The 26,944-nt window shown below is 72.1% G+C and carries 30 protein-coding genes and 1 tRNA gene; 14 read left to right on the top strand and 17 right to left on the bottom strand.

Annotated features, from left to right (window positions below):
* Positions 1-295: 295 nt before the first annotated feature.
* The 3 genes from ABZU52_RS19840 to ABZU52_RS19830 all read left to right on the top strand — a co-directional run bounded on the left by ABZU52_RS19840 (position 296) and on the right by ABZU52_RS19830 (position 2,170).
* Positions 296-369: transfer RNA gene (locus ABZU52_RS19840), tRNA-Gly, on the top strand.
* Between the two features lie 165 nt (positions 370-534).
* Positions 535-1,068, top strand: a complete 534-nt coding sequence (locus ABZU52_RS19835; RefSeq protein ID WP_354972470.1) for a SigE family RNA polymerase sigma factor — start codon at positions 535-537, stop codon at positions 1,066-1,068.
* Complete coding sequence (locus ABZU52_RS19830; protein WP_354972469.1) at positions 1,058-2,170, top strand: hypothetical protein; 1,113 nt, start codon at positions 1,058-1,060, stop codon at positions 2,168-2,170. The genes ABZU52_RS19835 and ABZU52_RS19830 overlap by 11 nt, the downstream gene beginning before the upstream one ends.
* A gap of 51 nt (positions 2,171-2,221) precedes the next feature.
* Here ABZU52_RS19830 and ABZU52_RS19825 read toward each other — a convergent pair whose 3' ends face one another.
* The 4 genes from ABZU52_RS19825 to ABZU52_RS19810 all read right to left on the bottom strand — a co-directional run bounded on the left by ABZU52_RS19825 (position 2,222) and on the right by ABZU52_RS19810 (position 4,926).
* Complete coding sequence (locus tag ABZU52_RS19825; RefSeq protein WP_354972468.1) at positions 2,222-2,788, bottom strand: 2'-5' RNA ligase family protein; 567 nt, start codon at positions 2,786-2,788, stop codon at positions 2,222-2,224.
* 6 nt (positions 2,789-2,794) lie between these two features.
* Positions 2,795-3,733: an LD-carboxypeptidase gene (locus ABZU52_RS19820; protein ID WP_354972473.1), complete on the bottom strand. Its 939-nt coding sequence runs from the start codon at positions 3,731-3,733 to the stop codon at positions 2,795-2,797.
* Between the two features lie 147 nt (positions 3,734-3,880).
* Complete coding sequence (locus tag ABZU52_RS19815) at positions 3,881-4,303, bottom strand: nitroreductase family deazaflavin-dependent oxidoreductase (protein ID WP_354972467.1); 423 nt, start codon at positions 4,301-4,303, stop codon at positions 3,881-3,883.
* Positions 4,303-4,926, bottom strand: a complete 624-nt coding sequence (locus ABZU52_RS19810; protein WP_354972466.1) for an NAD(P)H-binding protein — start codon at positions 4,924-4,926, stop codon at positions 4,303-4,305. Before ABZU52_RS19810 ends, ABZU52_RS19815 begins: the two co-directional genes overlap by 1 nt.
* 101 nt (positions 4,927-5,027) lie before the next feature.
* On the opposite strand from ABZU52_RS19810, the gene ABZU52_RS19805 reads away from it, so the two are divergent.
* On the top strand, positions 5,028-5,414 hold the full coding sequence (locus ABZU52_RS19805) for a helix-turn-helix domain-containing protein (protein WP_354972465.1): 387 nt from the start codon (positions 5,028-5,030) through the stop codon (positions 5,412-5,414).
* Positions 5,415-5,431: 17 nt separating this feature from the next.
* Here ABZU52_RS19805 and ABZU52_RS19800 read toward each other — a convergent pair whose 3' ends face one another.
* Together ABZU52_RS19800 and ABZU52_RS19795 are read right to left on the bottom strand one after the other, a co-directional pair.
* Positions 5,432-6,814, bottom strand: coding sequence for a hypothetical protein (locus ABZU52_RS19800; RefSeq protein ID WP_354972464.1), 1,383 nt, complete (start codon positions 6,812-6,814; stop codon positions 5,432-5,434).
* Positions 6,811-7,314: a SigE family RNA polymerase sigma factor gene (locus ABZU52_RS19795; RefSeq protein ID WP_354972463.1), complete on the bottom strand. Its 504-nt coding sequence runs from the start codon at positions 7,312-7,314 to the stop codon at positions 6,811-6,813. Before ABZU52_RS19795 ends, ABZU52_RS19800 begins: the two co-directional genes overlap by 4 nt.
* A 119-nt stretch (positions 7,315-7,433) precedes the next feature.
* Here ABZU52_RS19795 and ABZU52_RS19790 point away from each other — a divergent pair, with 119 nt between their 5' ends.
* Complete coding sequence (locus ABZU52_RS19790) at positions 7,434-7,799, top strand: VOC family protein (protein ID WP_354972462.1); 366 nt, start codon at positions 7,434-7,436, stop codon at positions 7,797-7,799.
* Between the two features lie 25 nt (positions 7,800-7,824).
* Here ABZU52_RS19790 and ABZU52_RS19785 read toward each other — a convergent pair whose 3' ends face one another.
* The 5 genes from ABZU52_RS19785 to ABZU52_RS19765 form a co-directional block, all read right to left on the bottom strand.
* Positions 7,825-8,469, bottom strand: a complete 645-nt coding sequence (locus tag ABZU52_RS19785; RefSeq protein ID WP_354972461.1) for a dihydrofolate reductase family protein — start codon at positions 8,467-8,469, stop codon at positions 7,825-7,827.
* Positions 8,470-8,498: 29 nt separating this feature from the next.
* Positions 8,499-9,203, bottom strand: a complete 705-nt coding sequence (locus tag ABZU52_RS19780) for a dihydrofolate reductase family protein (RefSeq protein ID WP_354972460.1) — start codon at positions 9,201-9,203, stop codon at positions 8,499-8,501.
* A 101-nt stretch (positions 9,204-9,304) separates the two neighbouring features.
* Positions 9,305-9,562: a hypothetical protein gene (locus tag ABZU52_RS19775; RefSeq protein ID WP_354972459.1), complete on the bottom strand. Its 258-nt coding sequence runs from the start codon at positions 9,560-9,562 to the stop codon at positions 9,305-9,307.
* A 34-nt stretch (positions 9,563-9,596) separates the two neighbouring features.
* Entirely contained in the window at positions 9,597-9,791 is a 195-nt protein-coding gene (locus tag ABZU52_RS19770; protein WP_354972458.1) for a hypothetical protein, read from the bottom strand.
* Between the two features lie 50 nt (positions 9,792-9,841).
* Positions 9,842-10,336: a GNAT family N-acetyltransferase gene (locus ABZU52_RS19765; protein WP_354972457.1), complete on the bottom strand. Its 495-nt coding sequence runs from the start codon at positions 10,334-10,336 to the stop codon at positions 9,842-9,844.
* Between the two features lie 48 nt (positions 10,337-10,384).
* Between ABZU52_RS19765 and ABZU52_RS19760 the strand changes: the two genes are divergently transcribed.
* Positions 10,385-11,266, top strand: a complete 882-nt coding sequence (locus ABZU52_RS19760) for an LLM class flavin-dependent oxidoreductase (protein ID WP_354972456.1) — start codon at positions 10,385-10,387, stop codon at positions 11,264-11,266.
* Positions 11,267-11,340: 74 nt separating this feature from the next.
* On the opposite strand, the gene ABZU52_RS19755 is transcribed toward ABZU52_RS19760, so the two are convergent.
* On the bottom strand, positions 11,341-11,772 hold the full coding sequence (locus ABZU52_RS19755; RefSeq protein WP_196920449.1) for an ASCH domain-containing protein: 432 nt from the start codon (positions 11,770-11,772) through the stop codon (positions 11,341-11,343).
* Positions 11,773-11,977: 205 nt separating this feature from the next.
* On the bottom strand, positions 11,978-12,529 hold the full coding sequence (locus ABZU52_RS19750) for a phosphoribosyltransferase family protein (protein ID WP_354972455.1): 552 nt from the start codon (positions 12,527-12,529) through the stop codon (positions 11,978-11,980).
* Between the two features lie 187 nt (positions 12,530-12,716).
* Between ABZU52_RS19750 and ABZU52_RS19745 the strand changes: the two genes are divergently transcribed.
* From ABZU52_RS19745 to ABZU52_RS19730, 4 genes are all read left to right on the top strand, one after another.
* Complete coding sequence (locus ABZU52_RS19745) at positions 12,717-13,355, top strand: septal ring lytic transglycosylase RlpA family protein (protein WP_354972454.1); 639 nt, start codon at positions 12,717-12,719, stop codon at positions 13,353-13,355.
* Positions 13,356-13,459: 104 nt separating this feature from the next.
* Positions 13,460-14,584 carry a PP2C family protein-serine/threonine phosphatase gene (locus tag ABZU52_RS19740; RefSeq protein ID WP_354972472.1) on the top strand — a complete coding sequence of 375 codons (1,125 nt, stop codon included), beginning with the start codon at positions 13,460-13,462 and terminating at the stop codon, positions 14,582-14,584.
* A 129-nt stretch (positions 14,585-14,713) separates the two neighbouring features.
* Positions 14,714-16,570 carry an acyl-CoA dehydrogenase gene (locus ABZU52_RS19735; protein ID WP_354972453.1) on the top strand — a complete coding sequence of 619 codons (1,857 nt, stop codon included), beginning with the start codon at positions 14,714-14,716 and terminating at the stop codon, positions 16,568-16,570.
* Positions 16,571-16,799: 229 nt separating this feature from the next.
* Positions 16,800-17,069 (top strand): DUF6458 family protein, encoded by a 270-nt coding sequence (locus ABZU52_RS19730; protein WP_030332052.1) that lies wholly within the window; start codon positions 16,800-16,802, stop codon positions 17,067-17,069.
* A 57-nt stretch (positions 17,070-17,126) separates the two neighbouring features.
* Here the strand turns inward: ABZU52_RS19730 and ABZU52_RS19725 are convergent, their stop codons facing one another.
* Entirely contained in the window at positions 17,127-17,666 is a 540-nt protein-coding gene (locus tag ABZU52_RS19725; protein WP_354972452.1) for a histidine phosphatase family protein, read from the bottom strand.
* Positions 17,667-17,778: 112 nt separating this feature from the next.
* On the opposite strand from ABZU52_RS19725, the gene ABZU52_RS19720 reads away from it, so the two are divergent.
* Positions 17,779-18,066, top strand: coding sequence for a DUF6458 family protein (locus ABZU52_RS19720; protein ID WP_354972451.1), 288 nt, complete (start codon positions 17,779-17,781; stop codon positions 18,064-18,066).
* A gap of 721 nt (positions 18,067-18,787) precedes the next feature.
* Here the strand turns inward: ABZU52_RS19720 and ABZU52_RS19715 are convergent.
* The gene (locus ABZU52_RS19715) at positions 18,788-19,465 is read right to left on the bottom strand and encodes a hemolysin III family protein (RefSeq protein WP_354972450.1); all 678 of its coding nucleotides are present in this window, start codon (positions 19,463-19,465) and stop codon (positions 18,788-18,790) included.
* A 107-nt stretch (positions 19,466-19,572) separates the two neighbouring features.
* Between ABZU52_RS19715 and ABZU52_RS19710 the strand changes: the two genes are divergently transcribed.
* From ABZU52_RS19710 to ABZU52_RS19700, 3 genes are read left to right on the top strand one after another with little or no spacing between them, the layout of a single operon-like run.
* Positions 19,573-20,382, top strand: coding sequence for an allophanate hydrolase subunit 1 (locus tag ABZU52_RS19710; RefSeq protein ID WP_354972449.1), 810 nt, complete (start codon positions 19,573-19,575; stop codon positions 20,380-20,382).
* Positions 20,379-21,242 carry a biotin-dependent carboxyltransferase family protein gene (locus tag ABZU52_RS19705; RefSeq protein ID WP_354972448.1) on the top strand — a complete coding sequence of 288 codons (864 nt, stop codon included), beginning with the start codon at positions 20,379-20,381 and terminating at the stop codon, positions 21,240-21,242. Before ABZU52_RS19710 ends, ABZU52_RS19705 begins: the two co-directional genes overlap by 4 nt.
* Positions 21,226-21,975: a 5-oxoprolinase subunit PxpA gene (locus ABZU52_RS19700; RefSeq protein WP_354972447.1), complete on the top strand. Its 750-nt coding sequence runs from the start codon at positions 21,226-21,228 to the stop codon at positions 21,973-21,975. The genes ABZU52_RS19705 and ABZU52_RS19700 overlap by 17 nt, the downstream gene beginning before the upstream one ends.
* Before the next feature lie 35 nt (positions 21,976-22,010).
* Here ABZU52_RS19700 and ABZU52_RS19695 read toward each other — a convergent pair whose 3' ends face one another.
* Both ABZU52_RS19695 and ABZU52_RS19690 read right to left on the bottom strand, forming a co-directional pair.
* On the bottom strand, positions 22,011-23,849 hold the full coding sequence (locus ABZU52_RS19695; RefSeq protein WP_354972446.1) for an NHL domain-containing thioredoxin family protein: 1,839 nt from the start codon (positions 23,847-23,849) through the stop codon (positions 22,011-22,013).
* 266 nt (positions 23,850-24,115) lie between these two features.
* Positions 24,116-26,824: a hypothetical protein gene (locus tag ABZU52_RS19690; protein WP_354972445.1), complete on the bottom strand. Its 2,709-nt coding sequence runs from the start codon at positions 26,822-26,824 to the stop codon at positions 24,116-24,118.
* Positions 26,825-26,944 lie beyond the last annotated feature (120 nt).

Raw genomic sequence — 26,944 nt, 5'->3', positions numbered from 1 at the left:
CGCCTCCCGCCCGGCGTGCCGCCGCCTCCCGCCCGGCGTGCCGCCGCCTCCCGCCCGGCGTGCCGCCGCCTCCCGCCCGGCGTGCCGCCGCCTCCCGCCCGGCGTGCCGCCGCCTCCGCATGATCAACTCGGTTTCAAGGAAACCGCGGTATCGCGGCGCTTCGGATGCCCCGACTTCCAGGAAGTCGAGTGGATCAACCGGGGCCAACCCGGGCCGTGCGGTATGCGGACACCTCCGGCCGGCGGGGGTACCTGGGTGCACGGGTTCGATGACTCGGGTACAGTGGTGCCGCTTGCGGGTGTAGTTCAATGGCAGAACATCAGCTTCCCAAGCTGACAGTGCGGGTTCGATTCCCGTCACCCGCTCCACCACGAAGGCCCTGGTCAGGACGAGAGTTCCTGGCCAGGGCCTTCGATGCTGTTGCGGCCAGTGGCGCTCGCGGCCGACAAGACCCTGAAGATCCCGAACCCCGGCCGTTCCTGCGTTAACCTCGCTGGCCTCCCAGAGCGTTCAAGTGGTGGGAGGTACACACCATGCAACGACCTCGGGAACTGGCGCCACCGGAAGGCTTCGCCGAGTTCGTCGCCGTGCGCTCCGATGCACTGCTGCGCTCCGCCTGGCTGCTTACCGGTGATGCCGGACGAGCCGAGGACCTGTTGCAGACGGTCCTGGCGGACGTCTGGCGGCGCTGGGCCACGATCAAGAGTGCCGGGCATCCCGAGGCGTACCTGCGTCGAGCGTTGTTCACCACCTACGTCTCCTGGTGGCGGCGGCGCTGGCGCGGTGAGATTCCAAGCCAGCCACCGGACGAGCCCTCACGCAGCGACATGGCAGGTGAGTCCGCCGACCGGGACGCGGTCCGCCGCGCGCTGGCCCGGCTCAGCCGGCAGCAGCGGGCGATCGTGGTGCTCCGCTACGTCGAGGACCTGACGGTGCAGCGGACAGCGGAGGTGCTCGGCTGCTCGCACAACACGGTAAAGGTGCAGGCCTTCCGTGCCCTACGGATTCTGCGTACCGATCCGGATCCTGAGCTGTTCGCCGCCTGGAGGTCGAGAAGTGACGCATGACGATGAGGACATCAGGCTCCTGTTGACCAACGCCGTCCCGCCCCTGACGCCGCCACCGGATCGCGTTGTCGGGGTGGCCAGGCGGGTCCGCCGGCACCGGCAGCTCCTGATCGGAAGCACCGTGCTCGCCGTGGCCGTTGTCGTTGGGCTGGGGGTCGGAGGGGTGCAGATACTCAACCGCGTCCCTTCACCCCATGCGGCTGCCGATTCCGCCGGTCAGGGGCGGTGGACTTCGTGCGTGGAGGCCGCACCGGAGATGGTCACGCGCGGCTTCGCGGTTGCGACCGAGGAGGCAGCCGCCCTGCCCCGCCTCGGCGACGACTTCGTTCCCGCCGCGGCCGTCATCTGCGGGCTGCAACCACCCGTTGGCAAGGACGTGATGGTGACGGAACGGCGCAGCGACGACGTCGCCGCCCTCACCGCCCTCGCCGCCGTGCTCCGCCTGCCCGACGCGCCAACGGATCCCGGCGTCCCGTGCAGGGCGAACCTGCAGATGGCGCCCTGGCTCGCGCTCGTCGACGCGAAGGGCCGGTGGATACGGCCCGCCATACCACTCGCTTCCTGCCACAACCATCTCCCGGACGCAGTCAGTGAAGCCCTTCATGCCCTGCCGCTGACCACCGTGGCAACCCATCCGCTCGCCGAGATCGAATCGGCACGGCCGGACATGGCCGGGTGCGGCCAGCGCTGGGTCGACATGGCAGAAGTGGCGACGATGGCCGACCCCGACCCTGACCCCGACGCCCGTCCCGGAACCCTGCGGTCGCCGTTCCTCGCCGGACAGACGGTCCGCGTCTGCGTCTACGACGTGCCGAGGAGCGAGCAGAAAGACGGCAAGGCAGCCGGCGTCTTAGCGCACGGGACGGTGTTGCGGGGCGACCGACGGGCAGCGGTAGAGCATGCTCTGCGGGCGCCCGAGCCAGCGAACCCGTGCAACGTCCGCGCCAGTCGCTTCGCGGTGTTGAGGCCAATGACCGGCAGCGACCCCCGCGCCTACGTCGAACTCGACGGCTGCCGCCGAATCACAGTGGTGGCCGCAGGTGATCGCAGGGTCATCGGGCAGGGCGCCGCGGCGCTGATCGAGCTGATCGACAAGCCATGACCTGTCGGGCGGGGCGTCCGGGGGGATCCGGCCACCGGCCGTGCCTGGAGGTCAGGCCGAGAGCGCCTGGAAACCCGTACCAACTGCTGGGGCTGGGGCGCCCAACGGGAACTCGCAGACGGTGCGCCACGGGCTGACGTCCGGTGTGCCGGCGATCAGCCGGACCCGGTCGATGGCCGCCTTGATCGGTAGGTGCTCGGCGACGGTGTCCGCGGCGTGGCTCAGCACGGGCCTGCCGGCGTCATGACCGATGGTCAGGTGCGGCACCACATCGCTGTGCGCCCCGGCGTACGGAGGTGCCTCGGGGAACCGTCGCCACACTGCACCGGTGAGGTCGCGGAAGGGACGATCTGGCTGCGGGGCGAGCCAGACGACCGCGTCACCGAACCAGTCGACATGCGTCAGCGCGACATCGAACCGGGGTATCCCGGCAATGGTGTCGCGCAGCGCGGCCAAGTTCTGCTCGTTGATCTGCTGCGGAGGCAGGAACGGGTAGAGGACGGTCACATGCGCTGGCACGCCCCACGAGGCCGCCCGGTCGAGCGATGCCCGGAACCGGCCCACCGCCTCCTCGGCCTCGGGTATCGGCACGATCAGCGCCGTCTGTGTCGGTTCCATGCCTTCCTATCGGTAGTCGGCGAAGATGCGGCGTTCCACGCCATCGACGGTGACCGGGCCGCCGTGGGGGAGGATCCACTGTGGTTTGGTGTGGCCGAACGGGACGCCGACGCAGACCACCGCCTCGGGGTTGTACCGGGTCACCAGGTCGACCACCGTGTCGCGCTGCTGTTCGCGTAGCCGCGCCCGCTCCGCAGCAGTGGGCCGACGGGTGTGGTCGGAGACCGGCGGACGGGCGACCACTACCGCGTCGACGGCGCTGAGGAGACCGCGTTCGCCCAGTGATCGGACGATCCAGCCGACCTCGCGGGCGGGGAGAAGCTTCTCCGACGTCTCGATGATCAGCACCCCGCCCTGCATAACCTCCGGGGGAAACGGGAAGCGTCCCGCCGTCAGGATCCACTGGATGACCTCCAGGCAGCCGCCCCAGGTACGGCCGGTGACCGCGCGGCGCGGCCCGTACCAGCTCCACGGCTCGGTCGGTTCGCGCTCTCCGGTGGACTTCAACGCCTGCGGATCTGCCCAGTCGATGCCGATGTCCTCGGACTCACCCGGATCGGTGATCTCCAGCCGCTCCCCGGTGAGTAACGCCGCTCGCAGCGATCGGACGTGGATGTCGTCAACGGCAGGCCCGGGGCCGAGGTGCACCTGGGATGATCCGCCGTAGAAGCTGGCGATGCCGAGGCTCCAGAGCCAGTGGTGCAGGTTGGTGTTGTCGCTGGTGCCGAGGAACGGCTTCGGGTCGGCTCGGGCCAGGTCGGCGTCCAGGTGGGGGATGACCGTGATCTGGTCGTCGCCTCCGATGACGGCGAGAATGCCGCGTACCTGCGGGTCCGCGAAGGCGGCGTTGATGTCCGCCGCCCGCGCTGCCGCGCTCGCACCCACCTGGCGGGTGGTGGGGTATTCGACAGGTACGAGGCCGGTCAGGTCAGCGAGCCGTCGCATGGCCTGCTCGTGGATCGCCGGATAGGCACCGGCCGCGGCGAAGGACGGTGAGACGACCGCGAGGTGGTCCCCGGGACGTGCCTTCCGGGGACGAACAAGCTCATGCTCCATGTCGAGATCCAACAGGTGTGCCAGCCGGTCCGCATCTCATTTCGGGACGGGTTCCAGCAGAATCACGGGGATCTCCCGGGTGATCCGTTGCTGATAGGCCGCGTACTCCGCCATGGCCGAGACCATCAGGCGCCACAGGCGTGGACGCTCCTCGGCGCTGGCGGGTCGCGCGTACGCGGTGAAGGTCTCCGTACCGACCTGCACCGTTACGTACGGGTCGGCGACCAGGTTCAGGTACCACGCGGGGTGGTGCTCCGCGCCGCGGTTGGAGGCGGCCAGCACGTAGCGGTCGCCGTCGCGTGCGTAGACCAGCGCGGTGCGGCGCAGCTCGCCGGTCTTCCGACCCCGGGTCGTCAGGAGCAGGTCGTTCACGCCGGGCCGTGGCCGGCCTCCGGTCTCCTCGAAGCGCCGGATGTGCTCCGCCACCCAGGCGTTCGGACTGTCGTGAACGGAGGGCATCACCGCTCCCGGACGCTCGCGGCGGCGCGGTGGTGGCGCGGCGTCTCGATCTCGTCGAGCAGCGCGATGGTGAAGTCCGCGTAGCTGATCCGGCTGGCCGCGTCGCCGTGTTCGGCGATCCGGTAGCGGCCGGTGCGGGGGCCATCGTGGTCGAAGTCGCCCGCCGGGGCCAGGTAGGCCCAGTCGAGGTCCGAGGTCCGAAGCTCGTCGAGGCCGGCGGCGTGGCCCAGGTAGAAGGACCGGTACTGGTTCGGGTAGCCGGGCTCGTCCATCAGGGCGGCACCGGACGCCCCGGGCATGATCGAGGCGAGGCCGACCACCACCAGCCGGCGTACGCCCGCCTTCACCAGACCGGTGGCCAGGGCGCGCGACGCTGCGGTGAAGAAGTCGTGCGGTGCCACGGACAGATCGACTGCGGCAGCGATGGCGGCGTCCTGCCCGGCGGCTGCCTGCGCAACGCCACCGACGTCAGTGATGTCGCCGGCCACCAGGTGCACGTCGGTGAGGTCGCCGTGGCGGGCGGGGTCGCGTACCACTGCGGTGACCTGATGGTCGCGTCGACGCGCCTCGGCGACGGCCTGCCGTCCGGCCCGACCGCCCGCGCCGAAGACCACGATCTTCATGAGTTACGCCTCTCACCAGGGCCGGAGCCGGTGTGCTCGGCCGGTTCGCCGACGCTATCGAGGGTCGTGGTTACCTCCGGGATACCAGTTATCGTTGGGCGATGAGGCAACCTCTGCCCGCCGACATGTTCGACGAGCTGTGCCCGTCCTCGCTCAACCCGATCCGGTTCGGCGACAAGTGGGCGGCGCTCATCATCCGCTGCCTTGAGCAGGGGCCTCGCCGGTTCTCGGAGCTGCGCGTGCCGCTGCGCCGCGTCACTCCCAAGGTGCTCACCCAGTCGCTGCGCTCCCTCGAACGCGACGGGCTGGTCAAGCGCACCGTCTTCGCCGATGTCACCCCGCACGTGGAGTACGAGCTGACGCCGGTGGGTCGCAGCATGCTGGAACCGATCGCGGCGGCATGTGCCTGGACCGAGCAGCATTGGGACGAGTTGCTCGACGCCCGCGAGTCGTACGACAACGCCACCCGGGTCGACCAAACCGGTTGACCTGTCGTGCGGGCGTGTCAGCGCGCTCGCCGGACGCGCCGGTCGTCGAGCCAGAGTGCCAGCCGGCTGCGACTGCGGTAGACGACGATGCCAGCGGTCACGACGGTGATCAGAATCGTCCAGAACCAGAATCGCCCACCCACCCCACCGGGTGGGTTCGCGGCGCGAGTACGGCCGGCGCTGATCACGCTGTCCGCGACGTCGACGGCGAGGATCTGCTCCGGGGCGGTCATCAGGGTTCGTGGCGCGGTGGCGTCGGGCGTCAACGCCAGCACCCGTACGCTGCGCACATTGGGGTAGGCGGTGCGCTGGTCCAGCTCCAGCGGCTGGTCGAACCGGTCCGGGCTGAGGGGTTCGGGCTGGTAGGCGACCACCAGCGCGGACCCGTCCGGGCCCCAGCCGAGCAGCCGGATGGTGGTCACGCCGGTGACACCGGGCAGGGGCAGCGGGGCGGTGTCCCGGCCGGTGCCGGGGTCGACCCGGCGCAGGCTCCAGTCGGTGGTGCCGGCCTTCCGGCTGATCAGCGTCAACGTTCCGTCGGTCGCCCAGGCCCCCTTGCCGGCCAGCCAGCTCTCGGCGGGCAGCTCGAAGGAGGACACCGTCCGGCCGTCCGGGTCGGCGACCGTCACGACCCGACCGATCTGGTACGCGACGCGTGCACCTTGCGGGGCGAAGGCGACGGGTGCGCCGAAGATCGGCTGTTGGCCGCCGTCGGCCAGCTGGGTCCAGCGTTCGCCGTCAAGCGTGACGATGCTCAGCACCCGCCGGTAGCTGCTGCGCATCGGGTCGGTCGGCACGGTGTCGTCGACCACCAGCTGCCTGCCGTCCGGGGACCAGGCCCGGGGGGTCGTCCCCACGCTGTCGGCGACCTTGCTGTGCAACTGCCGGGTACGACCGGTGACGAGGTCGATGATGTCGACCCGGCCGTCCTCGGAGAGACCGGCGGGCCGGGCCACGTAGCGGCCGTCCGGGGACAGGATCACCTGCTCGCCGACGGGTGCCTCGTAACCCATCGAGAAGGTCCGGTAGCGGTCGGAGTCGGCGCTGACCACACCGACGATCCCGTCCTCATCCCAGCCCTGGAGACGTGCCGCCTGACCGCTGAAGATGACCGACGCCGGCCCGAGCCGGGGTCGGTCGGTGGCGTGCAGCGCTCCGAGCGGTGGCAGCGCGATCCGGTCGGGCAGCGCGGCGTCCGCGCCGGCCGCCGGATCCACTGCAGGGGTACGCGTCAGCGGGAGCACCGCCCCGGTCAGCGCGACGAGCACGAGCGCCGCGACAGTGGCGAGGACGGCCCGGCGGCGGGAGCGGCGGGCGGTGGCGAGCGCTCGTTCGTAGACCGGGTAGGCGGGGACGTCGGCCGCGGCGGCGTGCAGCGTCTCGCGGAGTCGGGCGGTCACTGCTGGCTCCTCTCCACCGTCGGGTCGACCAGGTCGAGGGCGGTCGCACGCAGCCGGCGGATGGCGTCGTGGCCGTGCCGCTTGACGGTGCCGACCGAGCAGCCGAGCACCGCGGCCGCCTGAGCCTCGGTCAGGTCCTCGTAGAAGCGCAGCACGATCACGGCGCGCTGACGAGGGGTGAGCCCGCGCAGTGCGTGCACCAGGCTCAGCCGCAGCGCGGTCGCCTCGGAGTGGTCGTCGCCGGGCCGGTCGGTGGGCTGTGCCTCCAAGCGCTCGGTCAGTCGGCGACGCCTCCACCAGGAGACCTGCTGGTGGTACATCGCCCGCCGCACGTACGCCTCGGGGTCGCCGTCGCGGATCCGCCGCCAGTGCCGGTACGTCCGGGCCAGGGCGCTCTGCAACAGGTCCTCGGCGAGCTGGTGGTCGCCGGTGAGCAGGTAGGCCGTCCGGGACAGCGCCGGCGTGCGGTGCACCACGAACTCGTGGAACGTCTCGGTCATCCCCACCCCCTCGCCAGGTAGAACGCCACCCGTTCCGGAAATGGTTGAGGCCGGGCCACAGGTTCCGGTGGTTCCTGCTGGACCACGGCACCGGCTAGGGTCCGGCTTGGAGGTGGTCCGTGTTCACCGAAGCTTTCCCGATCGTGACGACACCCGACCTGCCACGACTGATCGCGTTCTACCGGGACGTGGTCGGTTTCGAGCTGACCTACCGGTTCCCGGACGAGGGCGTTCCGGAGTTCGTCGCCCTCCGGCTGGGCAGCAGTGAGCTCGGCCTGGCCGCCAACCCGGAGGCTGGCGAGCCGGCCGACTCGCACCGCTGGGAGTTGTGCGTCTACGCCGACGACTGCGACGCAGCAGTGGGCGCGCTGCGTACGGGTGGCGCGACGGTCACCGAGGAGCCGGTCGACCAGCCCTGGGGTGAGCGCTCCGCCCGGGTCACCGACCCCGACGGCAACCGGTTGCTGGTGTTGGCCCGGCTGTAGCCGACCCTGCCGGGCAGGAGCGCGGTCATCGTTTCCAGAACAGGAGATGGGTGACTCCGCTGGGGCTGGGCACCGACTCGAGGTGAAAGCGGTCGAGCAGTTCGTCGGGGCTGTCCCACAACCGCTCGCCCCGGTGCAGGTCGACGGGCGCGACGGCGATGTGCATCGTGTCGACCAGGTCGGCCTCGAGGAACTCGCGGATGGTCGCCACCCCACCACCGAGGCGGACGTCCCGACCGGCGGCTGCCTGCTTCGCCCGAGCCAGCGCCTCGGTCGGGCTGGCGTCGAGAAAGTGGAATGTGGTGTCGGCCAGGGTGAACGACGGGCGTTCGTGGTGGGTGAGCACGAAGACCGGCGTGTGGAACGGCGGGTTGTCCCCCCACCATCCCTGCCACTCGTGGTTCTCCCAGGGGCCACGCTGGGGGCCGAACTTGTTGCGACCCATGATCTCCGCGCCGATGTTGCACTCGGCGTCGCGGGTCAGGTAGTCGTCCAGGCCGCGAGTGCCGCCCGGCTCGGTGCGGTACACGAAGCTGGCGGTGGCGGCACGCCAGGAGAACAGGGGGGTGGGGTCCGCGTGGCCGAAGGGCCGTTCCAGGCTCTGCCCCTCACCGGTACCGAACCCGTCGCGCGAGACGTTGAAGCACTGCACCCGCAACAGTTGCGCCATGATCTCTCCTTCCTTCGATGGGCCGTGGCTCAGTTCGCGATCACCGTCGGGCCGCCACCGCTGCCCCGGTCATCGAGCACGAGCGGGGCGCGACCACGCACCGCGTACCGGATGTGGGTCACCTGTGGGGTGGTGAGGACGCGGGTCGGCGTCAGTTCGACCGCCTCCCGGTCGGCCAGGTCGAGGTCCGCGTCGAAGAGCCGCAGGCCGGTGCCGAGCACGACTGGTACGACGTGCAGCTCCAACTCGTCCAGCAGGCCGGCCTTGAGTACCTGCCGCACCAGGCTGCCGCCCCCGGCCACCGCGACGTCCCTGCCACCGGCCACGGCGCGCGCCTGCTCGACCGCGCTGGCCACGCCATCGGTGACGTAGGTGAAGCTGGTGCCCCCTCCCTTCAGCAGCCGCTGACGGGGGCGGTGGGTGACGACGAAGACCGGTGCGCGAAACGGCGGCTCGTCACCCCAGGGGACCTCACCCCCGTCGGCCATCCGGCGTCCCATCACGTACGCGCCGGCCGCGCCGAACGACTCGGCGATCACCTCGGAGTTGGTGTCCTGTTCACCGCCGGCGAAGCCCTGTCGTTCCCGCCAGGCCGCCGCTTCGGTAACCCACCGGGTGACCCGGAAGAATTTCGCGCTCTCCTCCGAGTCCATCCAGTCGCCGTTCCCGTCGAACCGTGGGCCGGCGTAGAAGCCGTCCACCGACACCGACAGCTGTGCGGTCACCTTCGTCATCGCGCCTGGTCCTCTCCTCGGTCGCCACCCCGTCCGGGTGCCGCTCGCCGAGAGGTCGGAGCCGAGCGCGATGCCCCTACCGGGAATCAGTGTGACGCATGTCACTCATCGCCCGGGCCCACCAGCCAGAGCAGGGCGTCACGTCGCCGGTAGGAGGCGTACGGCGCGAGCCACGCGGTCGCCGCCATCGGCACCGCGACCGCGCTGAGGTCGGCCATCGGCCTTCGGCCGAACCGCGACTCGATCAGCTCGCGGAGCACGAGGGACGGAACGACCACCCCGACCAGCAACGCCACCGTGCGGACCCGGCGCGTACGGCGATTCCGGGATACGCGGGCGGCAGCTGCTTCGGCGGGCATCCCCGGAGATTACGGGCCGGCGGCAACGGTGGATCTAGGACTTCCGGTCGGCGATCGCCGCCTCGATCCGCAGGCCGAGACCGGTCAGGATGAGGAACGCGGCCAGGATCTGCGGCTTCAGCGGCTCATAGCTGGACGGCATGCTGAGCAGCGAAACCACGAAACCCGCCACCACGGATAGGGTGCCGAACGCCCGTACCGTGTCGGTCCGGCGTGCCTGTATGTCCATGGCCGAACCGTAGCCAAGGTCCGGCGGCGACGGTGTCCCGGACGCCGGCCCTAATCGGCGGGTCGCCTGCTCCACGCGGTGCCGGATGGCGCGTATCCGTGGTGGCGGTAGAAGCGCACCGCGCCGGCGTTGCGGTGGTGGATGCCGGCCGACAGGTTGGTGATCCCGTGCTCGGCCGCCCACCGGTCCGCCGCGTCGAGCAGCGCAGAGCCGACCCCACGGCCCCGGGCCGCGCCGAGCACCACCGTGTGGATCTGCGCCGAGGGCTCGGGGCGGAGGATCTGGTGCGCCGGCGGCTCGGGTAGGGGCAGCACCTCGACCATCCCGACCACCTGCCCGCCCTGCTCCGCGACAAGAACCGCGCTCCGGCCGGTCGTGTCATTGAGGACGGTGGTGAAGTGCTCGATGACCGCCTCGCGTTGCGGCAGGCGGTAGGTGTCGGGGTCGAGTGCGAGGTGCGCTTCGGCGTTCGCCAGGCGCAACTCCACCAGCGCCGGCACGTCAGAAAGGCTCGCCGGCCGCACGGCTGGCCGGGTCCCCTGCATGGGCATGATGCTAGGGCGCGGAAGTCCGGCCCGGCTAGGCTGGCGATCATGCGGATTGGCATCGTGATCCTGCCGGACCAGCGGTGGGCGGAGTCGCAGCGTCGCTGGCGGCAGGTCGACGAGTGGGGCTTCGACCACGCCTGGACGTACGACCACCTGGGTTGGCGGGACCTGGTCGACGGCCCGTGGTTCGACTCGATGTCCACGTTGACGGCCGCCGCCACGGTGACCTCGCGGATCCGGCTGGGCACCCTCGTGGCGTCGCCGAACTTCCGGCACCCGGCCGCGTTCGCTCGGCAGATCACCACTGTTGACGACGTCTCCGCCGGCCGGTTGCTGCTCGGCCTGGGCGCGGGCGGCATCGGCTTCGACTCGGCGGTGCTGGGTGCTGAGACGTTGCCACCGCGGCAGCGGGTCGACCGGTTCGCCGAGTTCACCGAACTGTTGGACCTGATCCTGCGAAAGGACGGCACCACCTGGCGTGGCGACTGGTTCGCCGCTGTGGATGCCCGCAACAACCCCGGCTGCGTGCAGCAGCCTCGGGTGCCGTTCGTGGTGGCTGCCAACGGGCCACGGTCGATGCGGTTGGTGGCCCGTTTCGGGCAGGGTTGGGTGACCACCGGCACCGGTGACGACAACGACCTGGCGGGTTGGTGGGCCAGCGTGTCGGCGCTGTCCGCGCGGATGGACCGGACCCTGGACGAGGCCGGCCGCGATCCGGCCAGCCTGGACCGCTATCTCTCGCTGGACGCGGCGCCGGTCTTCTCGCTCAGCAGCGCACAGTTCTTCGCCGATCAGGTCGGCCGCGCCGCCGAGTTGGGCTTCACCGACGTGGTGACGCACTGGCCGCGCACCAGCAGCTGGTACGCCGGTGACGAGGCCATCCTGGTGGACGTGGCGACGCGGCTACTGCCACACCTACGCGGCTGAGGCCGCCGCGCCCACCCGCGCCCGGCTGAGGGCCGCCGCGCCTGGCTGTGCCCGACCTGGCTGGGGCCGCCGCGTCAGGTGCCGAGGTCGCCGCTGGCCACCCCGCCCTCGCCGCCGGAGACCAGCCGGAAGCGGAGGCAGACGATCGGGGTGTCGCCGTCGACAGGCGTGCCGAGCCGTGCCCAGTAGGCCGAATGCCCGGCCCGCCACTCCTCGATCGAGCGGTCACCCTCGCCCTCGGCGTGCGCGAAGTCCCAGGGCACGTCGGCGAAGCGGACCACCTCGACTCCGGTGATCTCCACGACGCCGGCCAGCGCGTTGTCGTCGTCGACCAGCGCCAGGCGTTCGCCGACGTGCTCCAACTCCTCGCCCTCTTCCGCGTACTCGGCGAGCCGGCCGGCCGTCGCGGTCTTCACCCCGGCCAGCACCAGGGTGTTGAGGGTTGCCCGCAACTCACCGGGGGTGCCGAGGGCGAGGGCGCGCAGTTCACCGATCCGAGGCCACATCCTGCCGAGGCTAGGCCAGCACGGCCCGGGACGCCGCCGCAATACGCGTCGCCCCGCTCAGATCAACTGGCCGGCGTAGCCGGGTGCGGTGAGAAGTCGCTCGTCACCACTGGCCGCGTACGCGTCCAGGATCGCGTCGGCAAGCTTGACCACGTGCTCGTCGCCGTGCCGGGCCGCGCGGGCGAAGACCTCCGCCGGCTTCAGGTCAAGCGGGCAGATCCGCGGCGTCGATCAGGCCGGTGATCCGTAGGTCTGCCGCGACGTCGGGCGGGCAGTCCACTGCCACCACGGCGGTTCCCAGCACCTCGGCGCCCCGTGCGGCGCAGATGTCGTAGAGGGCGCGTAGCTGCGCACCGGTACGCACCCAGTCGTCCACCACCAGCACCCGGTCGTCGGGGCCGAGGTGCCGGTCCCGTACGGCGAGGTCGACCCGTCGGCCCCGGTAGTCCGGGGGGCTCTGCGCCCAGGTGAGCGACCCGGCCGGCAGTCGCCCGTCACTGGGCTTGTGGGCAGCCACGAAGCCGACCCCGAGGGCGGTGGCGGCCAACGGCCCGAGCAGTAGCCCGGTGACGGCCGGCGCGAGCACCACGGTGGGCCGGGCGGCCCGGTACGGCGCCACCAGGGCCGGCCCCAGTTCGGCCAGGACCGCTGGGTCCCGCCACCAACCGGAGATGTCGCTGACCAGGTGACTGGTGCCCGAGCCGGGGTCGATCCACTGGAACAGGGTGGCCAGGCGTTCGGTCAGATCGGCGGGCATCCGCTCATCCTGCGGCACCGGCGGTGGGTGTGGCGGCACCCGGGCCACCCGGCCCACCTCGGGTCGGATGATCGGCTACACGTACCTGTGCAAATACGGGCAAACAACCATGATCACGTTGACTTCGGAAGTGCTTCTCTCGTTACGGTCCGACCCGGTTTGTTCAGACGACGAAAGGACCGGGCCGGTGGCAGGCAAGCACTCCCGTACCCGCATCTTCTCCTCCCCGGCGGGCATCGTGGCCACCGCGGCGGTCGGCGTCGCCCTCGCCGTCGGGGGCACGGTCGGCGCCGTGCAGCTGGTCTCCGGCCCCGACCAGTCGGGGCAGGCAGCTCTCGACCTCACCCCGACCACCGCCGCGAGCAGCCTCACCCCCAGCTCCCCGGCCCCGAGCGTCAGCGTCTCGCCCAGCGTGACCGCCAGCCCGTCGCCGACCCGGTCGCAGCAGGCCGCCTCCCGGAGCAAGGACCGCACCGCGTCGCCGAAGCCGAAGCCGAAGCCGACGCCGACCGCCAAGAAGACCACTGTGGCGGCGAAGGTGCTGGAGAGCGGTTCGTGCGGCGCCTCGTTCTACTCGGACGGGCAGCTCACCGCCAACGGTGAGTCGTTCAACCCCGACGCGCTGACCGCCGCGCACAAGACGCTGCCGTTCAACACCAAGGTTCGGGTGACCAACCCGGCCAACGGCAAGTCGGTGACGGTGCGGATCAACGACCGCGGCCCGTTCATCGACGGCCGCTGCCTGGACCTCTCCCGGGCCGCCTTCGCCAGCATCGCCTCGGTCGACGTGGGCGCGCTCACCGTCCGCTACGAGGTCCTCGGCTGAGCTGGACGGGCGACGCCGATTCGGCCGGTCGACTGGGCCGGCCGGACAGAACCTCCTCGGACGACGGGTCAGGTTCATTCACCGGTTCACGTGGATCAGGCAAACTGTCCCTCGTACCCACGCGACTCCTCCAGTCGGGCCGTCGCCCGCTGAGCCCCGGATCCCGCGCCGGCCTCGGCGCGGCCCTCATCCTGCTCGCGATCGTGTCGGCGGTGGAGGCCTCGGACGGCCGTAAGGTGCACTACGTGGCGCTGCTGGCGGCCGCGCCGGTTCTCGCCGCCGCCCTGGCGTCCTGGCTGGTGGTCCTGGGGGTGGGTGTCGCGGCGACGCTGATCGGCGTCGGCTTCGCGCTGGTCGCGCCGAAGGTCTCGTTGGTCATCTCGGTCAACGTTGTCGCGGTCGCGCTCGCCACCGGCCTGGCCGTGGCGGTGGCGTGGGTTCGCCAGCGGCAGGCCGAGCGGATCATCGAGCTGACCAAGCTCGCCGCGGTGGCCCAGCAGGCGGTGTTGCGCCCGCTCGGGCCGCAGGTCGGCACGCTCTCGGTCGCCGGACGCTACATCTCCTCCACCGCCACGGCGGAGATCGGCGGCGACCTGTACGAGGCGATCGACACGCCCTACGGCGTACGCATGATCATCGGTGATGTGCGCGGCAAGGGGTTGGACGCGGTCCGGCTGGCCAGCATCGTCCTCGGCTCCTACCGACATGTGGCGTACGAGCGGGCCGACCTGCGGGCCGTCGTCGCCGACCTGGACCGCGCGGTGGCCCGCAACGTCGGCGACGAGGACTTCGTCACGGCGGCGCTGGTCGAGGAGCGTGGCGGCACCCTCACGATCGTCAACTGCGGGCATCCGCCTCCGCTGCTGCTGCGCCGGGGCGCGGTGATCCCGCTGGAACCGCCGGCCCCGGCGCCTCCGCTCGGGTTCATGCCGGTGGTCCGCCCCCGGGTCGAACGGCTGGAGCCCGGGGACCGGCTGCTGCTGTTCACCGACGGCCTCGGCGAGGCGCGGCGGGACGGCGAGTTCTTTCCCACCGCCGACCGGGCCTGGCGACTGCTCGGCCACGGCACGGTCGCGGACGGGCTGGCGTCGCTGGAGACCGCCCTGGTCGAGTGGGTGCACGGCCGGCTCGACGACGACATCGCGCTGGTCCTGATGGAGTACGTCGGTGCGCGTACCGGCGCGGCCGTGGCCGTCCCCAGCTGGGAGGTCGGCGCCGCCGAGAGCTGAGTTCGGCGGCCGCGCCCGCAGGTGTGTAATCGCCGTCACTTGGGTGATCCGCTTGTCGCTGCCTACCCGCGAGTAATACAGTCGGGGTTACTGATCGGTAACACCTGTCCGGAAGCGGGGCCAGCGAGCATGACTCACTACAAGAGCAACCTGCGGGACCTTGAGTTCAACCTGTTCGAGGTCTTCGGGGCGGACCGGACGTTCGGCCAGGAGCCGTACTCGGATCTCGACACCGACACCGCCCGCAGCTTCCTCGCCGAGCTTGACCGCCTCGCCCGCGAGGACCTGGCCGCGAGCTACACGGACAGCGACCGCAATCCGCCGGTCTTCGACCCGGCCACGCACACCGCGCCGCTGCCGGAGTCGTTCAAGAAGTCCTACCAGGCGTTCATGGACTCCGAGTTCTGGCGACTGGACCTGCCGCCGGCGCTGGGCGGCACCAACGCGCCGCGCGCCCTCTGGTGGGCGCTCGCCGAGCTGGTGCTCGGCTCGAACGCCCCCATCTGGATGTACGCCTCCGGCCCGTCCTTCGCGCACGTGCTGCACGTCGAGGGCACCGAGCGGCAGAAGGCGTGGGCCAAGCTCTTCATCGACAAGCAGTGGGGCTCCACCATGGTGCTCACCGAGCCGGACGCAGGCTCGGACGTCGGCGCCGGTCGTGCCCGGGCAATGCAGCAGCCGGACGGCTCCTGGCACATCGAGGGCGTCAAGCGCTTCATCACCTCGGGCGAGCACGACCTGAGCGACAACATCGTGCACTACGTGCTGGCCCGCCCGGTGGGCGTGGAGGGCGTCGGCGGCCCCGGCACCAAGGGCCTGTCGCTCTTCGTGGTGCCGAAGTTCCACTTCGACGAGACCACCGGCGAGCTGGGCGAGCGCAACGGCGTCTACGCCACCAACGTCGAGCACAAAATGGGCCTGAAGGTCTCCAACACCTGCGAGCTGACCTTCGGCGAGCACGGCGTACCGGCCAAGGGCTGGCTGCTGGGCGACAAGCACGACGGCATCCGGCAGATGTTCATGATCATCGAGTACGCCCGGATGCTGGTCGGTACCAAGGCCATCGCCACCCTCTCCACCGGCTACCTGAACGCACTGGAGTACGCGAAGAACCGGGTGCAGGGCGCCGACCTGATCCAGCAGGCCGACAAGACCGCCCCCCGGGTCACCATCACCCACCACCCGGACGTACGCCGCTCGCTGCTGCTGCAGAAGTCGTACGCCGAGGGTCTGCGCGCCCTGGTGCTCTACACCGCCAGTTGGCAGGACAAGGTCGCCATCGCCGAGGCGGCCGGCGACGAGAAGGCCACCAAGCTGGCCAAGCGGGTCAACGACCTGCTGCTGCCGCTGGTCAAGGGCGTCGGTTCGGAGCGGGCGTACGAGCTGCTCGGGCACGAGGCCCTGCAGACCTTCGGCGGCTCCGGGTTCCTCCAGGACTACCCGCTGGAGCAGTACGTCCGGGACGCCAAGATCGACACCCTGTACGAGGGCACCACCGCCATCCAGAGCCTCGACCTGATCTTCCGCAAGATCGTGCGGGACAACGGCAAGGCACTCATGGCGGTCGCCGGTGAGATCCAGGAGTTCATCTCCTCCGAGGCGGGCAACGGCCAGCTCAAGGAGGAGCGGCAGGCGCTCGGCAAGGCCCTCGGCGAGGTCCAGAACATCCTCGGTGTGATGACCGGCTGGCTGGGCGAGGCGCAGGGTGGCGACACCCGCGCGCTCTACAAGGTCGGGCTGAGCAGCCGGCGGTTCCTGCTGGCGATCGGCGACCTGGTGGTCGGCTGGCTGCTCCAGAAGCAGGCCGACGTGGCGCTGAAGGCGCTGGCCGGCGAAGTGTCCGCCAGCGACAAGGCGTTCTACACCGGCAAGGTGGCCGCCGCCCGCTTCTTCGCCCGTGAGGTGCTGCCCCGCATCGGCGCCGACCGGCGGATCATCGAGGGCACCGACCTCGACATCATGGACCTCCCGGAGGAAGTCTTCTGAGCGTGCCACGGCACATGTGACGGTTCTGGGTCGCACCACTCGGCACCGACGGCGACGGCCGGTGGGGTTTCCGCCCCGCCGGCCGTCGGCGTCTCACCCTGGCGGCGCCCACGTATTGGCCCCACGTATTGGCCGAGCCCGGCCGGGTATGCCGCTGGCGTGGCGGGTAACCGTCGCGTGACCTCGAAAGGGAACGCCCAGAGCCACCGCACGGGGGAGTGCAGCGCACATGGGTGTAGGAAGCGGTATTTTTCTCATCGCGATCGGCGCGATTCTGACCTTCGCGCTGAGAGCCAACGTCTGGTGGATCGACGTACGCGCGGTCGGTTGGGTGTTCATCCTGGCCGGGCTGGCCGTACTGCTGACCACCCTCTGGTTCTGGCAGGACCGGCGCAAGCGGGCCCGAACCCTCATCGTGGAGGAGAACCGGCTGTCTCATCCGACGGCGATGATGCCGCCACCGCCGGACCCGCCGCCACCAACGGCGCCGCCGTCCTGATCCCCGCACAACCTGGACGCGTACCCCTGAGCCACCCGCCGATCGCCGGCGGGTGGCTCAGTCGCGTGCCGTGTGCCGGGCGGTGAGCGGCGCGCCCGCCCTGCTCAACTCCGCCCAGCCGGACGGGCAGCGGTGCACCGCCAACTCGGCGGTGCGCAACCCCTCGTCGTCCAAGCCCTCCGGATCGAGGAACGCAGAGAGCAGTGATATGCCTGGATTGTGAGCAATGAGCAACGCCGTACGGGCCGCCGGATCCACAGTGCGGACCAGCGCCAACAACTCCTCCGGGTGCGCGTCGTACGCCCCCGGCTCATAACGGACGGTCGGCCGTGGACCGGTCGGGCCACCCTCCGGCGGCGAACCGGTCATCCCCATCGCCACGCCGTGCCAGGTCTGCCGGGTGCGCCGAGCCGCCGAACAGATCACCACATCGGGCAGCAGCCCATGGTGCGCCAACCAGGCCCCAGCCGCAGCCGCGTCGGCGTACCCGCGTGCGCTGAGCGGCCGCTCGGCGTCGTCCGCCGCGTCGCTGCCCTGCTCGGCCTTCGCGTGCCGCAGCAACACCAGTGTCCGTGTGTCGGGGTCGACGTCCGTCATGCCCCCAGCTTGCCCGATTGGCGATCTCCGTGCCTGGGTAAGTCGATGGATGCCGCACCCCTACCGACGGCCGCGGCGCGACGTACGCCAGGTTAGAGCCGAGGAGCGAGACATGGGCATTGGTGGCAGCATCTTCCTGATCGCGTTAGGCGCGATCTTCGCGTTCGCAGTGGAAGCCGACCTGGGCTGGCTTGACCTGTCCGTGGTCGGCTGGGTGCTGATGCTCGCCGGCGTCGCCGGCCTGCTCGCCACCCTCTACTTCTGGAGCAGCCGCCGCCGCACGGTGGTCGCCGCACCGGTACGCGAGGAGCGCGTGGTGGCCGACCGGGTCGTTCCGGTCCAGACCGACCAGGTCGTGCAGGAGTACCGCGAGGTGCGTAGGCCGGGCCGACCGGTCTGATCCTCGCTCGCACACTCCGGGGTCCCGCAGCGTCGCGGGGCCCCGGCTCGCGTTCCGACCCGCCTCGTGTGTGCGCCCGGCTCGTGTGTGTGCCCGGCTTGGTGTGTGCCCGGCTCGTGTGTGCGCCCGGCTCGGGTGTGCGCCCGCGTCGTGGGCACCCGGGAGGGGCCGCCACCACCCGGCCACCTCGCCGTCCGCCGCCGGGCCACCCGTCCACCGGGCCACGCCGCCCCGACCGTCCGATCACCCCGTCAAGATCCGCACACTTTCGGGGAAACTGCTGTCTGAGGGCGGGTTGAGGCAGCAGTTTCCCCGAAGTTGAGCGGATCTTGAGGCGCGGGCCCGCCCCGGCGGGAGCGGCGATGCCGAAGATCGTGCTCGATCTAGGAAGTAGGCCTCTCGCGGGGCGATCGAGGCCACTACATCCTTGATCGAGCACGATCATGGCGGCTGCCGCCGTGGCGTTTCTCGCCCAGCGGCGTTGCCGTACCAAATGGCCGGGCTGCATTGCGCCGGGCTGCGTTGCGGCCGAGCTGTGTTCGCGCCGGGCTGCGTTCGTCGGGCGCGCTTGGGCCCCTGCCGTTTCTGGCCGCGCCTGTGCTTTGGCCGCTGCCCGCGCCCCGGCTGCCGCCTGCGCCCCGGCTGCCGCCTGCGCCCCGGCTGTCGCCTGCGCCCCGGCTGTCGCCTGCGCCTCGGCCGCCGCCCGCGTCCCGGCTGCTGATCAGGCGAACAGTGCGAAGTAGATCGCGATGTGGTGGCAGAGCGCGGCCAGCAGGGTGCAGGCGTGGAAGAACTCGTGGTGGCCGAAGACGGTCGGCCACGGATTGGGCCGGCGCAACGCGTAGAAGACCGCGCCGATGCTGTAGATCGCGCCACCGACGATCAGCAGTACCAGCGCCGCGACGCCGCCCCCGTGCAGGATCTCCGGCAGCATGGCCACGGCTACCCAGCCCAGCGCCAGGTAGAGCGGAGCGGACACCCAGCGCGGCGCGTGCGGCCAGGCCAGCTTGACCGCCACGCCGGCCAGCGCGCCGCCCCAGACCAGGGCCAGCATCACGGTGGCCGGCCGGGGTTCGAGCAGCATCACGCAGAGCGGTGTGTACGTGCCGGCGATGAACACGAAGATCATCGAGTGGTCCATCCGGCGCATCACCTGGTAGCCGCGCTCCGACCACACCCGACGGTGGTACAGCGCGCTCGTGCCGAAGAGCCCACAGACCGTCAGGCTGTAGATGAGGCAGCTCACCAGGGGCGCCCACCCCGGTCGGGTGGCGGCGATCGAGCAGAGCACGATGCCGCAGACCACTGCGACGAAGAAGGCGTACGTGTGTAGCCAGCCGCGCATCCGGGGCTTACCGATGTCGACCGGCTTCAGGCGAAGCGGTGCGGAGGTGGTCACCCAGTCAGGTTACGGCACCGTAGGTTACTTGTAAGTAGTGGTGTTGGTGACACCGAGCACCGTCAACGTGAACACCGGATCGGCGTGACATCGGCGAGGATGAGCGGATGCGGATCCGACCCGTCGGGGCGCACGCCCTGCTACTCGACTGCACCACCCCCGCCGACGTCCCCGAGGCCGCGCTGGTCGAAGCGTGGCGGGCCGAGCTGTGGCGGCGTCGGGAGCGGGGCGACCTGATCGCCGTGGAGATCGTGCCGGCGGCCCGGACCGTGCTGCTCGACGGCCTGCCCGACCCGACCGCCACGGCCCAGCAGCTGACCCGATGGGCGTCCGCCGTCACCGCCGCGATCACCCGCCCCGGTCAAGCCGACGCCGATCAAGCCGACGCCGATCAAGCCGACGCCGATCAAGCCGACGCCGATCAAGCCGACGCCGATCAAGCCGACGCCGATCAAGCCGACGCCGACCAAGACGACGCCGACCAAGACGACGCCGACCAAGACGACGCCGACCAAGACGACGCCGAAGAAGACGATGCGGCGGAGGTGGTGGTACCGGTCTCGTTCGACGGGCCGGACCTGCCGGCGGTGGCGGAGCACTGGGGCGTGGACGTGTCGGCGGTGCGGGACCGGTTGACCAGCACCCGGTTCCGGGTCGCGTTCTGCGGCTTCGCCCCCGGCTTTCCCTACCTGACCGGGTTGCCCGCCGAGTTGGCGTTGCCCCGGCTGGCCACGCCCCGCCCCCGGGTGCCGGCCGGCTCGGTCGCGCTGGCCGGCCCGTACGCCGGTATCTATCCGGGCGCGTCCCCGGGCGGCTGGCAGCTGGTCGGTCGGACCGACCTGGTGCTGTTCGACGTGGCCGCCGACCCACCGGCCCGACTCGGTCCGGGCACCACGGTCCGGATGGTGGTGGCGTGACCCACCCGGCCGCCATCGAGGTGCTCCGCGCCGGTGCGCTCACCACAGTGCAGGACCTGGGCCGCCCCGGCTGGGCGCACCTGGGCGTACCCCGATCCGGCGCTCTCGACCCGGCCGCCCTGCGGCTGGCCAACCGACTGGTCGGCAACCCGGAGCACGCCGCCGGCCTGGAGATCACCCTCACCGGCTGCACGCTGCGGCTGACCCGGGCCAGCACGGTGGCGGTCACCGGTGCCGAGGTGCCGGTCCAGGCGGGTGTTCGACCCGGTGACACCGGACGCCCGCTCAGCGTGCCGGCCGGAACGGTGCTGCGTATCGGGCCGGCCCGACGGGGCGTACGGAGTTGGTTGGCGGTGGCGGGCGGCATCGACGTGTCACCGGTGCTCGGCAGCCGGGCCACCGACACCCTCTCCGGGCTCGGCCCGCCTCCGTTGCGGGACGGCGACCGGCTGCCGCTCGGCGAGCCGGTCGACGCACCCGCGCCGGTGGACTCGACGGTCTGCGCCAACCCCGCGTCGGAGCTGCACCTGATGCTGGGCCCCGGGCCTCGCGAGGACTGGTTCACGCCGACCGCGTTCGACCGGCTCTTCGGCAGCGCGTACACCATCAGCCCGGTGAGCAACCGGGTCGGCGCGCGGCTCGCCGGCGCGGCGCTGCCCCGCGCGGTGGCGGGCGAACTCCCCAGCGAGGGCATCGTGCTCGGCGCGGTGCAGGTGCCGGCGGACGGTCAACCCCTGATCTTCCTCGCGGACCATCCGACCACCGGTGGATACCCCGTCATCGGGGTGGTCACCGACGTGACCCCGCTCGCGCAGGCCCGGCCAGGGACTACCGTCAGATTCCATGGACCTCAACGCTGACCTGGGCGAGGGATTCGGCATCTGGCGGCTCGGCGACGACGAGGCGCTGCTGAGCCTCGTCACCTCCGCGAACGTCGCCTGCGGCTTCCACGGCGGCGACCCGTCCACAATGCGGCGGGTCTGCGAGGGCGCCGCCCGACACGGGGTCGCGGTGGGCGCGCAGGTCGGCTACCGGGACCTGGCCGGCTTCGGCCGGCGGCACATCGCGTACGACTTCGCCGAGCTGCGTGACGAGGTGACCTACCAGTTGGGAGCGCTGGACGCGTTCTGCCGGTTGTTCGGCACCCGGGTCCGCTACCTCAAGCCGCACGGCGCGCTCTACCACGCGGCCAGCATCGACGAGTCCCAGGCAGCGGCGGTGGTCGCCGCCGTCGGCGGTTACGACCCCGAGCTGCCCGTGCTCTGCCTGCCCGGCTCGACGCTCGCCCAACTCGCCGTCGGCGCGGGCCTGCCGGTGGTCGCCGAGGCCTTCGCCGACCGCGCCTACCTGCCCAACGGGACGCTGGTGCCGCGCGGCACCCCCGGCGCGGTGATCACCGACCCCGAGCAGGTGGCCGAGCGGGCGGCGCGGATGGCCACCGAACGCAGCGTGGTGGCCATCGACGGCACCGTCATCCCCTGCTCGGTCGACTCGATCTGCGTGCACGGCGACACCCCGGGCGCGGTCTCCGCCGCCGAACTGGTCCGCGCCACCCTGATCGACGCCGGCATCACAGTGGCCCCGTTCGCCTGACCTTCAGCGGCCCCACCGGGCCTCTGAAGGTCAGGTCAGGCGTCCAGGCCGCGCAGCACCAGCGGCAGCCGGGTCATGGCCCCGTCGACCACCCGCACCGGTACGCCCCAGTCCTGCCGGGTCAGGTGGCACGCCGCATGCTCGACGTCCGCATCGCAGGTCGCCGCCTGGGCGGTCACCTGAAGCACCCCCGCGGTGACCTCGCCGTTGAGCACCAGCCGGCGGGACAGCTCGGTGCCCGTGCCGGCCCCCTCCACCAGCAGCTCCGGCGGGGACGCGGAGACCACCAACCGGGTCGACGGCCCGTACGTCTCGTCCAGCTTCTGCCCCGGCGCCGGGGTGAAGACGATGTCCAGGGTGACCTCACCGGCCGCGACGTCGGTCGGCTTGCGCTCGGTGCGGTGCCGAGGCCCGTCCACCGTGCTGGCACCCGCCGCCGACAGGGCACCCGGCGCGAGTCGGGTCAACCGATGTGCGGCGGACTCCACCACCAGCACCTCGCCGGACGGGGTGAGCACCAGATCGCTCGGCTCCGCCAAACCATCGGCGACGGTGGAGACCTGGTTGCTGGCCGGGTCGAAGCGGCGCACCGCCCCGTTGTACGTGTCCGCGATCAGCACCGAGCCGTCCGGCAGCGCGCACACGCCCAGCGGGTGCTGGAGCAGCGCCGACTCCGCCGGGCCGTCCACGTGCCCGAAGTCGAACAGGCCCTGCCCGACGGCGGTGCCCAGCACACCGTTCTCGACGTACCGGACGGCGCTGGTCTCGCTGTCGGCCACCCAGAGCCGGGTGCCGTCGGCGGAGACGGAGAGCCCCGACGGCTGGGCCATCCACGCCTCGGTCAACGGGCCGTCGCGCAGCGCCTCCACTGTGGTGCCGGCGTACATGCCGGCGGTCCGCTTGATCGGGTCGAACCACCAGAGCTGGTGGATACCGGCCATCGCGATGATCAGCTTGTCGTCGTACCAGGCCAGGTCCCACGGGGAGGAGAGATCCACGGCGAGCGCGTCGTGGGCGTGGTCGTCGACCGAGGCGCGCCACTGCCGCCCGCTGCCGGCCACTGTGACCACCTCGCCGGACGCCAGTCGTACGCCGCGCAGCAGGTGGTTGACCGTGTCGGCCACCACCAGGTCGTAACCGGCGACCTCGGCCACGTGCGTGGGCAGCAGGCACACCCCCTGCGGCTCGGAGAACGTCGCCGCGGCGGCCGGTCCGTCCGCCCGGCCCCGCTCGCCCGAGCCGATCCGACGCACCGGCGTCTCACCGTCCGGGGCCACCTCCACCAGGGAGTGCCGGGCCGAGTCCGAGACCAGCAGGTTGCCGTTCGGCAGCAGCACCGCCTTACCCGGGAAGCGCAGCGCGGTCTCCGGCGCCGGCGGCGGGACGTACGGGCCGTCGCCCCGGTGCAGGGTTCCCTTGGCCTCGTGGGTTGCGACCAACTCGTCGATCAGTCGGGCCAGCCCCTCGGCGTGCCCCTCGCCGGCCATGGTGGCCACCACGTAACCCTCGGGGTCGATCACCGACAGCGTCGGCCAGGCCCGCGCCGCGTACTGCTGCCACATGTCCAGCTCAGGATCGTCGAGAACGGGGTGGTGCACCCCGTACCGCTCCACGGCGGCGGCGAGCGCGTCGGCGTCCTTCTCGTGCTCGAACTTCGGCGAGTGCACGCCGATCACGACGAGCACATCGCCGTACTTCTCCTCCAGCGGGCGCAGCTCATCGAGCACGTGCAGGCAGTTGATACAGCAGAACGTCCAGAAATCGGCGATTACGATCTTGCCGCGAAGGTCCTGCAAGGTCAGGTTCCGGCCGCCGGTGTTGAGCCACTGCCGGCCCCGCAGTTCGGGTGCACGTACGCGCGCTGTCGTTCCCATGCCTGCCAGACTGCCACGCTTCGCAGTTCCGGCTGCCGTGACCCGGACGACACGGCGTCCCAGCCCGCGCCGCCTCCGTCGCGCTCCCGGCGCTTCGGCGAACCTTCTTGGCCTTGCTCGGCACCATCGTGGCGATCGTTGGCAGCTCAGCGGCGCGGTGCTCGGCGTGTCGGGTCGCTCAGCTGCCAACGATCAAGGAGTGCCCAAAGAGCTCGGGTACGACGACGGCGGGGCCACGGTTGCCCGTGACCCCGCCGTCGGTGGAGCTACTTCGTGGCCGGCTTCAGGCAGAGCACCCGGTTGGTGCCCTCGCCCGGCAGCACCACGTGGGGCTGCGTCGTGTCGGTGCACTTCTCCTTGGCGTCCACCTTCGAGACGATCGTGAACGCGCCCGCCTCGCCGCAGTCGGCCGCCGAGGCGCCTCCCTGCCCGGACTGCTTCACGCAGGTGCCGACCGCCGGGTCGAAGGCCGGGGTGTCGTCCCCGCCGACCTTGCCGAGCAGCAGCAGCAGGCCGAGCGGCACCGCCAGGATGAGCGCCGCGGCGATCAGCACCGCGGCCAGCACCCGGCCATTGCGTACCTTCGGCGTCGGCGGCTCCACCTTCGGCTCGTCGGCGTCCGGCTTGAACGCGTCGAACCGGCCCTGATCCGACTGGCCGGTCTCCTGGCCCCAGGACGGCGCGGGGTGCGACGGAGGCGGGAATGACGGCGGGAAGCCGCCGCCCGGCACCGGTTCGGTCGCTGGTCCGCCGAAGTCCGGCCCGCCGGAGCCGGGGCCACCGAAGTTCGACCCGCCGAAGGTGGACGTCCCGTTCACGGTGGCGGCACCGGCGGCAGGCGACCCCGGGCCGCCGAACTGGTCCGCCGGCGCCTCGGCACCGGCGTGCGGCCGAACGCCGTTCACCGGCCGGTTGTTGCCGGGGGCGTCGACGAAGGACGGCACACCGGGCGGGAACGCGGGCGGCGCCGACGGGGCCTCGTTGAACGCGTTCGGTGCGGGCTGCCGGTCGTCGAAGCGCGGATCGGCCGGGGACTCGCCGCCCCAGCCGGGCCCGATCTGCCGCTGCCCCTCGTTCTGCCAGTCGGGCGTGGCCGGCCGCTGCGCCTCGTTCTGCCAGTCGGGCGCGATCTGCCGTGGCGCCTCGTTCTGCCAGTCGGGCGTGGCCGGCCGCTGCGCCTCGTTCTGCCACTCCGGAGCACCCTGGCGGTCGCCGCCCGGGTCGCCCTGGAACGCCTGCGGCTCCGGCTCCGGTCGAGCCGGGCGGCCGTACACCCGGGGTTGCGGGTTGGCCGTGCCGGTCGGTCGGATGGCCTGGTCGGTCGGGGGCATCACCCGGCTGGCCAGCGGCACCGAAGCGCTCGCCGTGGCCCGGGCCGCCGCACCGGCCGCCGACTCGGCGTCGGACGTCGGCACGACCGCGCGGCCCGCTCCGGACTCCGGAGAGGTACGCGGGGCGGGCACCACAGCACCGTTCGTGGAGGGGTCCTCGGCGCGGCCACCGTACTGGGCGGCGGCGTCCGGGGTCTCCCGCTCGGTGTAGGCGGGCTGCTCGGGGATCGGGGCGAACTGGGCCTGCGGTGCGTAGTCGGCGGGTGGCACGGCCGCCAGGCTGGCACCCGGGACGCGCTGCTCCTGCGGGGGCAGCGGTACCGCGTTCGCCGGCGAGATGCCCGGGGCGGGGCCGGGCTGGTAGGCCGGCGCCTCGTCGCCCCGGTCCGCCTCCCAACCGCCACGGGACTGGGCGGAAGCTTCGGCCTCTGCGCGACCCCACACCTCACCAGGGGCCCACGGCTCGACCTCGGGTACGCCGCCGGAGTTGCCCTGCGCGGCGTTGTCCGGGCTGGCGGCCCAGTGTGGCGCGCCGTCGTTGGTGGGCACGCTGGCGCTGGCACGGGCGGGGAGGCCGCGCTGCTCCGCAGGCGTCCACCCTGTCTGCTCCGGCCGCTCGGTCGGCTGCTCCGGCTGGGAGAGCACCCAGTCGGGCTGCTGTGGGCGGCCCTCGGCGCCGCCCCAGGCGGCCGGCTGCGCGGGCTGGTCCTGCCGCGCGTCGCTGCCGTCGTTCCACCCTGCGGGCTGCGCCTGCTGCTGTGCGGCCCACCCGCCGGAGTTGGCCGGGTCGTCCTGCGCGGGCCAGTTCGTCGTCGGGGCCGGGACCTGGGCAGCGCCACGGACGGCGTTCGGCGGGGCGGCCTGACCCCAGCCGGGGGCGGGCTGCTCGGTCGCTTCGGCGGGCTGGCCCCAGGCGGGCGGCGGCTGCTCCGCCGGAGTCCACACCGGCTGGTCGTCCCGGGCGGCGCCGCTGGCGGGCCAGTTGCCGTTGCCGGCGGCCTGGTCCTGCTGGGCGCCGCCGGACCAGCCGGTGGCCTGCGGTGAGTCGGCCCCTCGCCAGTCGTTGGCGGGCGGGTCTGCCTGCGCCGCGCCACCCCAGCCGCCGGCGTTGGCCGGGTCTTCCTGGGCGGGCCAGGCGGCGGTGGCCGGCGGAACCTGCGCGGCGCCGCGCGCGGCCGGCTGGACCTGCACCCAGTCCGGCTGCTCCGCGGGGGCGTTCGGGGTCCAGGTCGGCGCGGGTGCGCTCTGCTCGGCGGGCGTCCAGCCCTGCTGCTGCGCGGCCCAGGGGTCGGGCTGCGCCGGAGCCGGCGCGCCGTCGTTACCGGGCCACCCGCCGGGCTGCTGCTGCGGCGGCTCAGTCGCGCCACCGCCGGCGGCCCAGGCGGGCTGCGCCGGGTCGTTGGGCTGCGGAGCGGCGGCGGCACCCCAGGCGGGGGCCGGCGGCTGCTCGGACTGGGCCGCCCATGCCGGCGCCGACGGGTTGGGCCGCGTCGGGGGCGGGGGTGCCCAGCCAAGGTCGGGGCCGGCGGCGTTCTGGCCGTTGTCCGGCTGCGCCGGGCGGTCGCCGTACGGCGCCGGTCCGCCGGCGCCCGGTGACACCTCGTCCGGCTCTTGGCCGGGGCGGTGCGGGCCCTCGGACGTCATGGGTGCGCCTCCTCCATCACATGTCGGCTCGCCGGTGCCGATCGGTCTCCTCGGCGTGGCTGCCGGCGTCACCGGCGTACCGCTGTGCCGGCTCCCCGCACGGTATCGGGTGGTGGCACC

The organism is Micromonospora sp. NPDC005220 (assembly GCF_040607895.1).
Classification (GTDB): domain Bacteria; phylum Actinomycetota; class Actinomycetes; order Mycobacteriales; family Micromonosporaceae; genus Micromonospora.
Note: the sequence above shows the minus strand (reverse complement) of the source record. Positions and strands in the feature narration are given on the sequence as shown.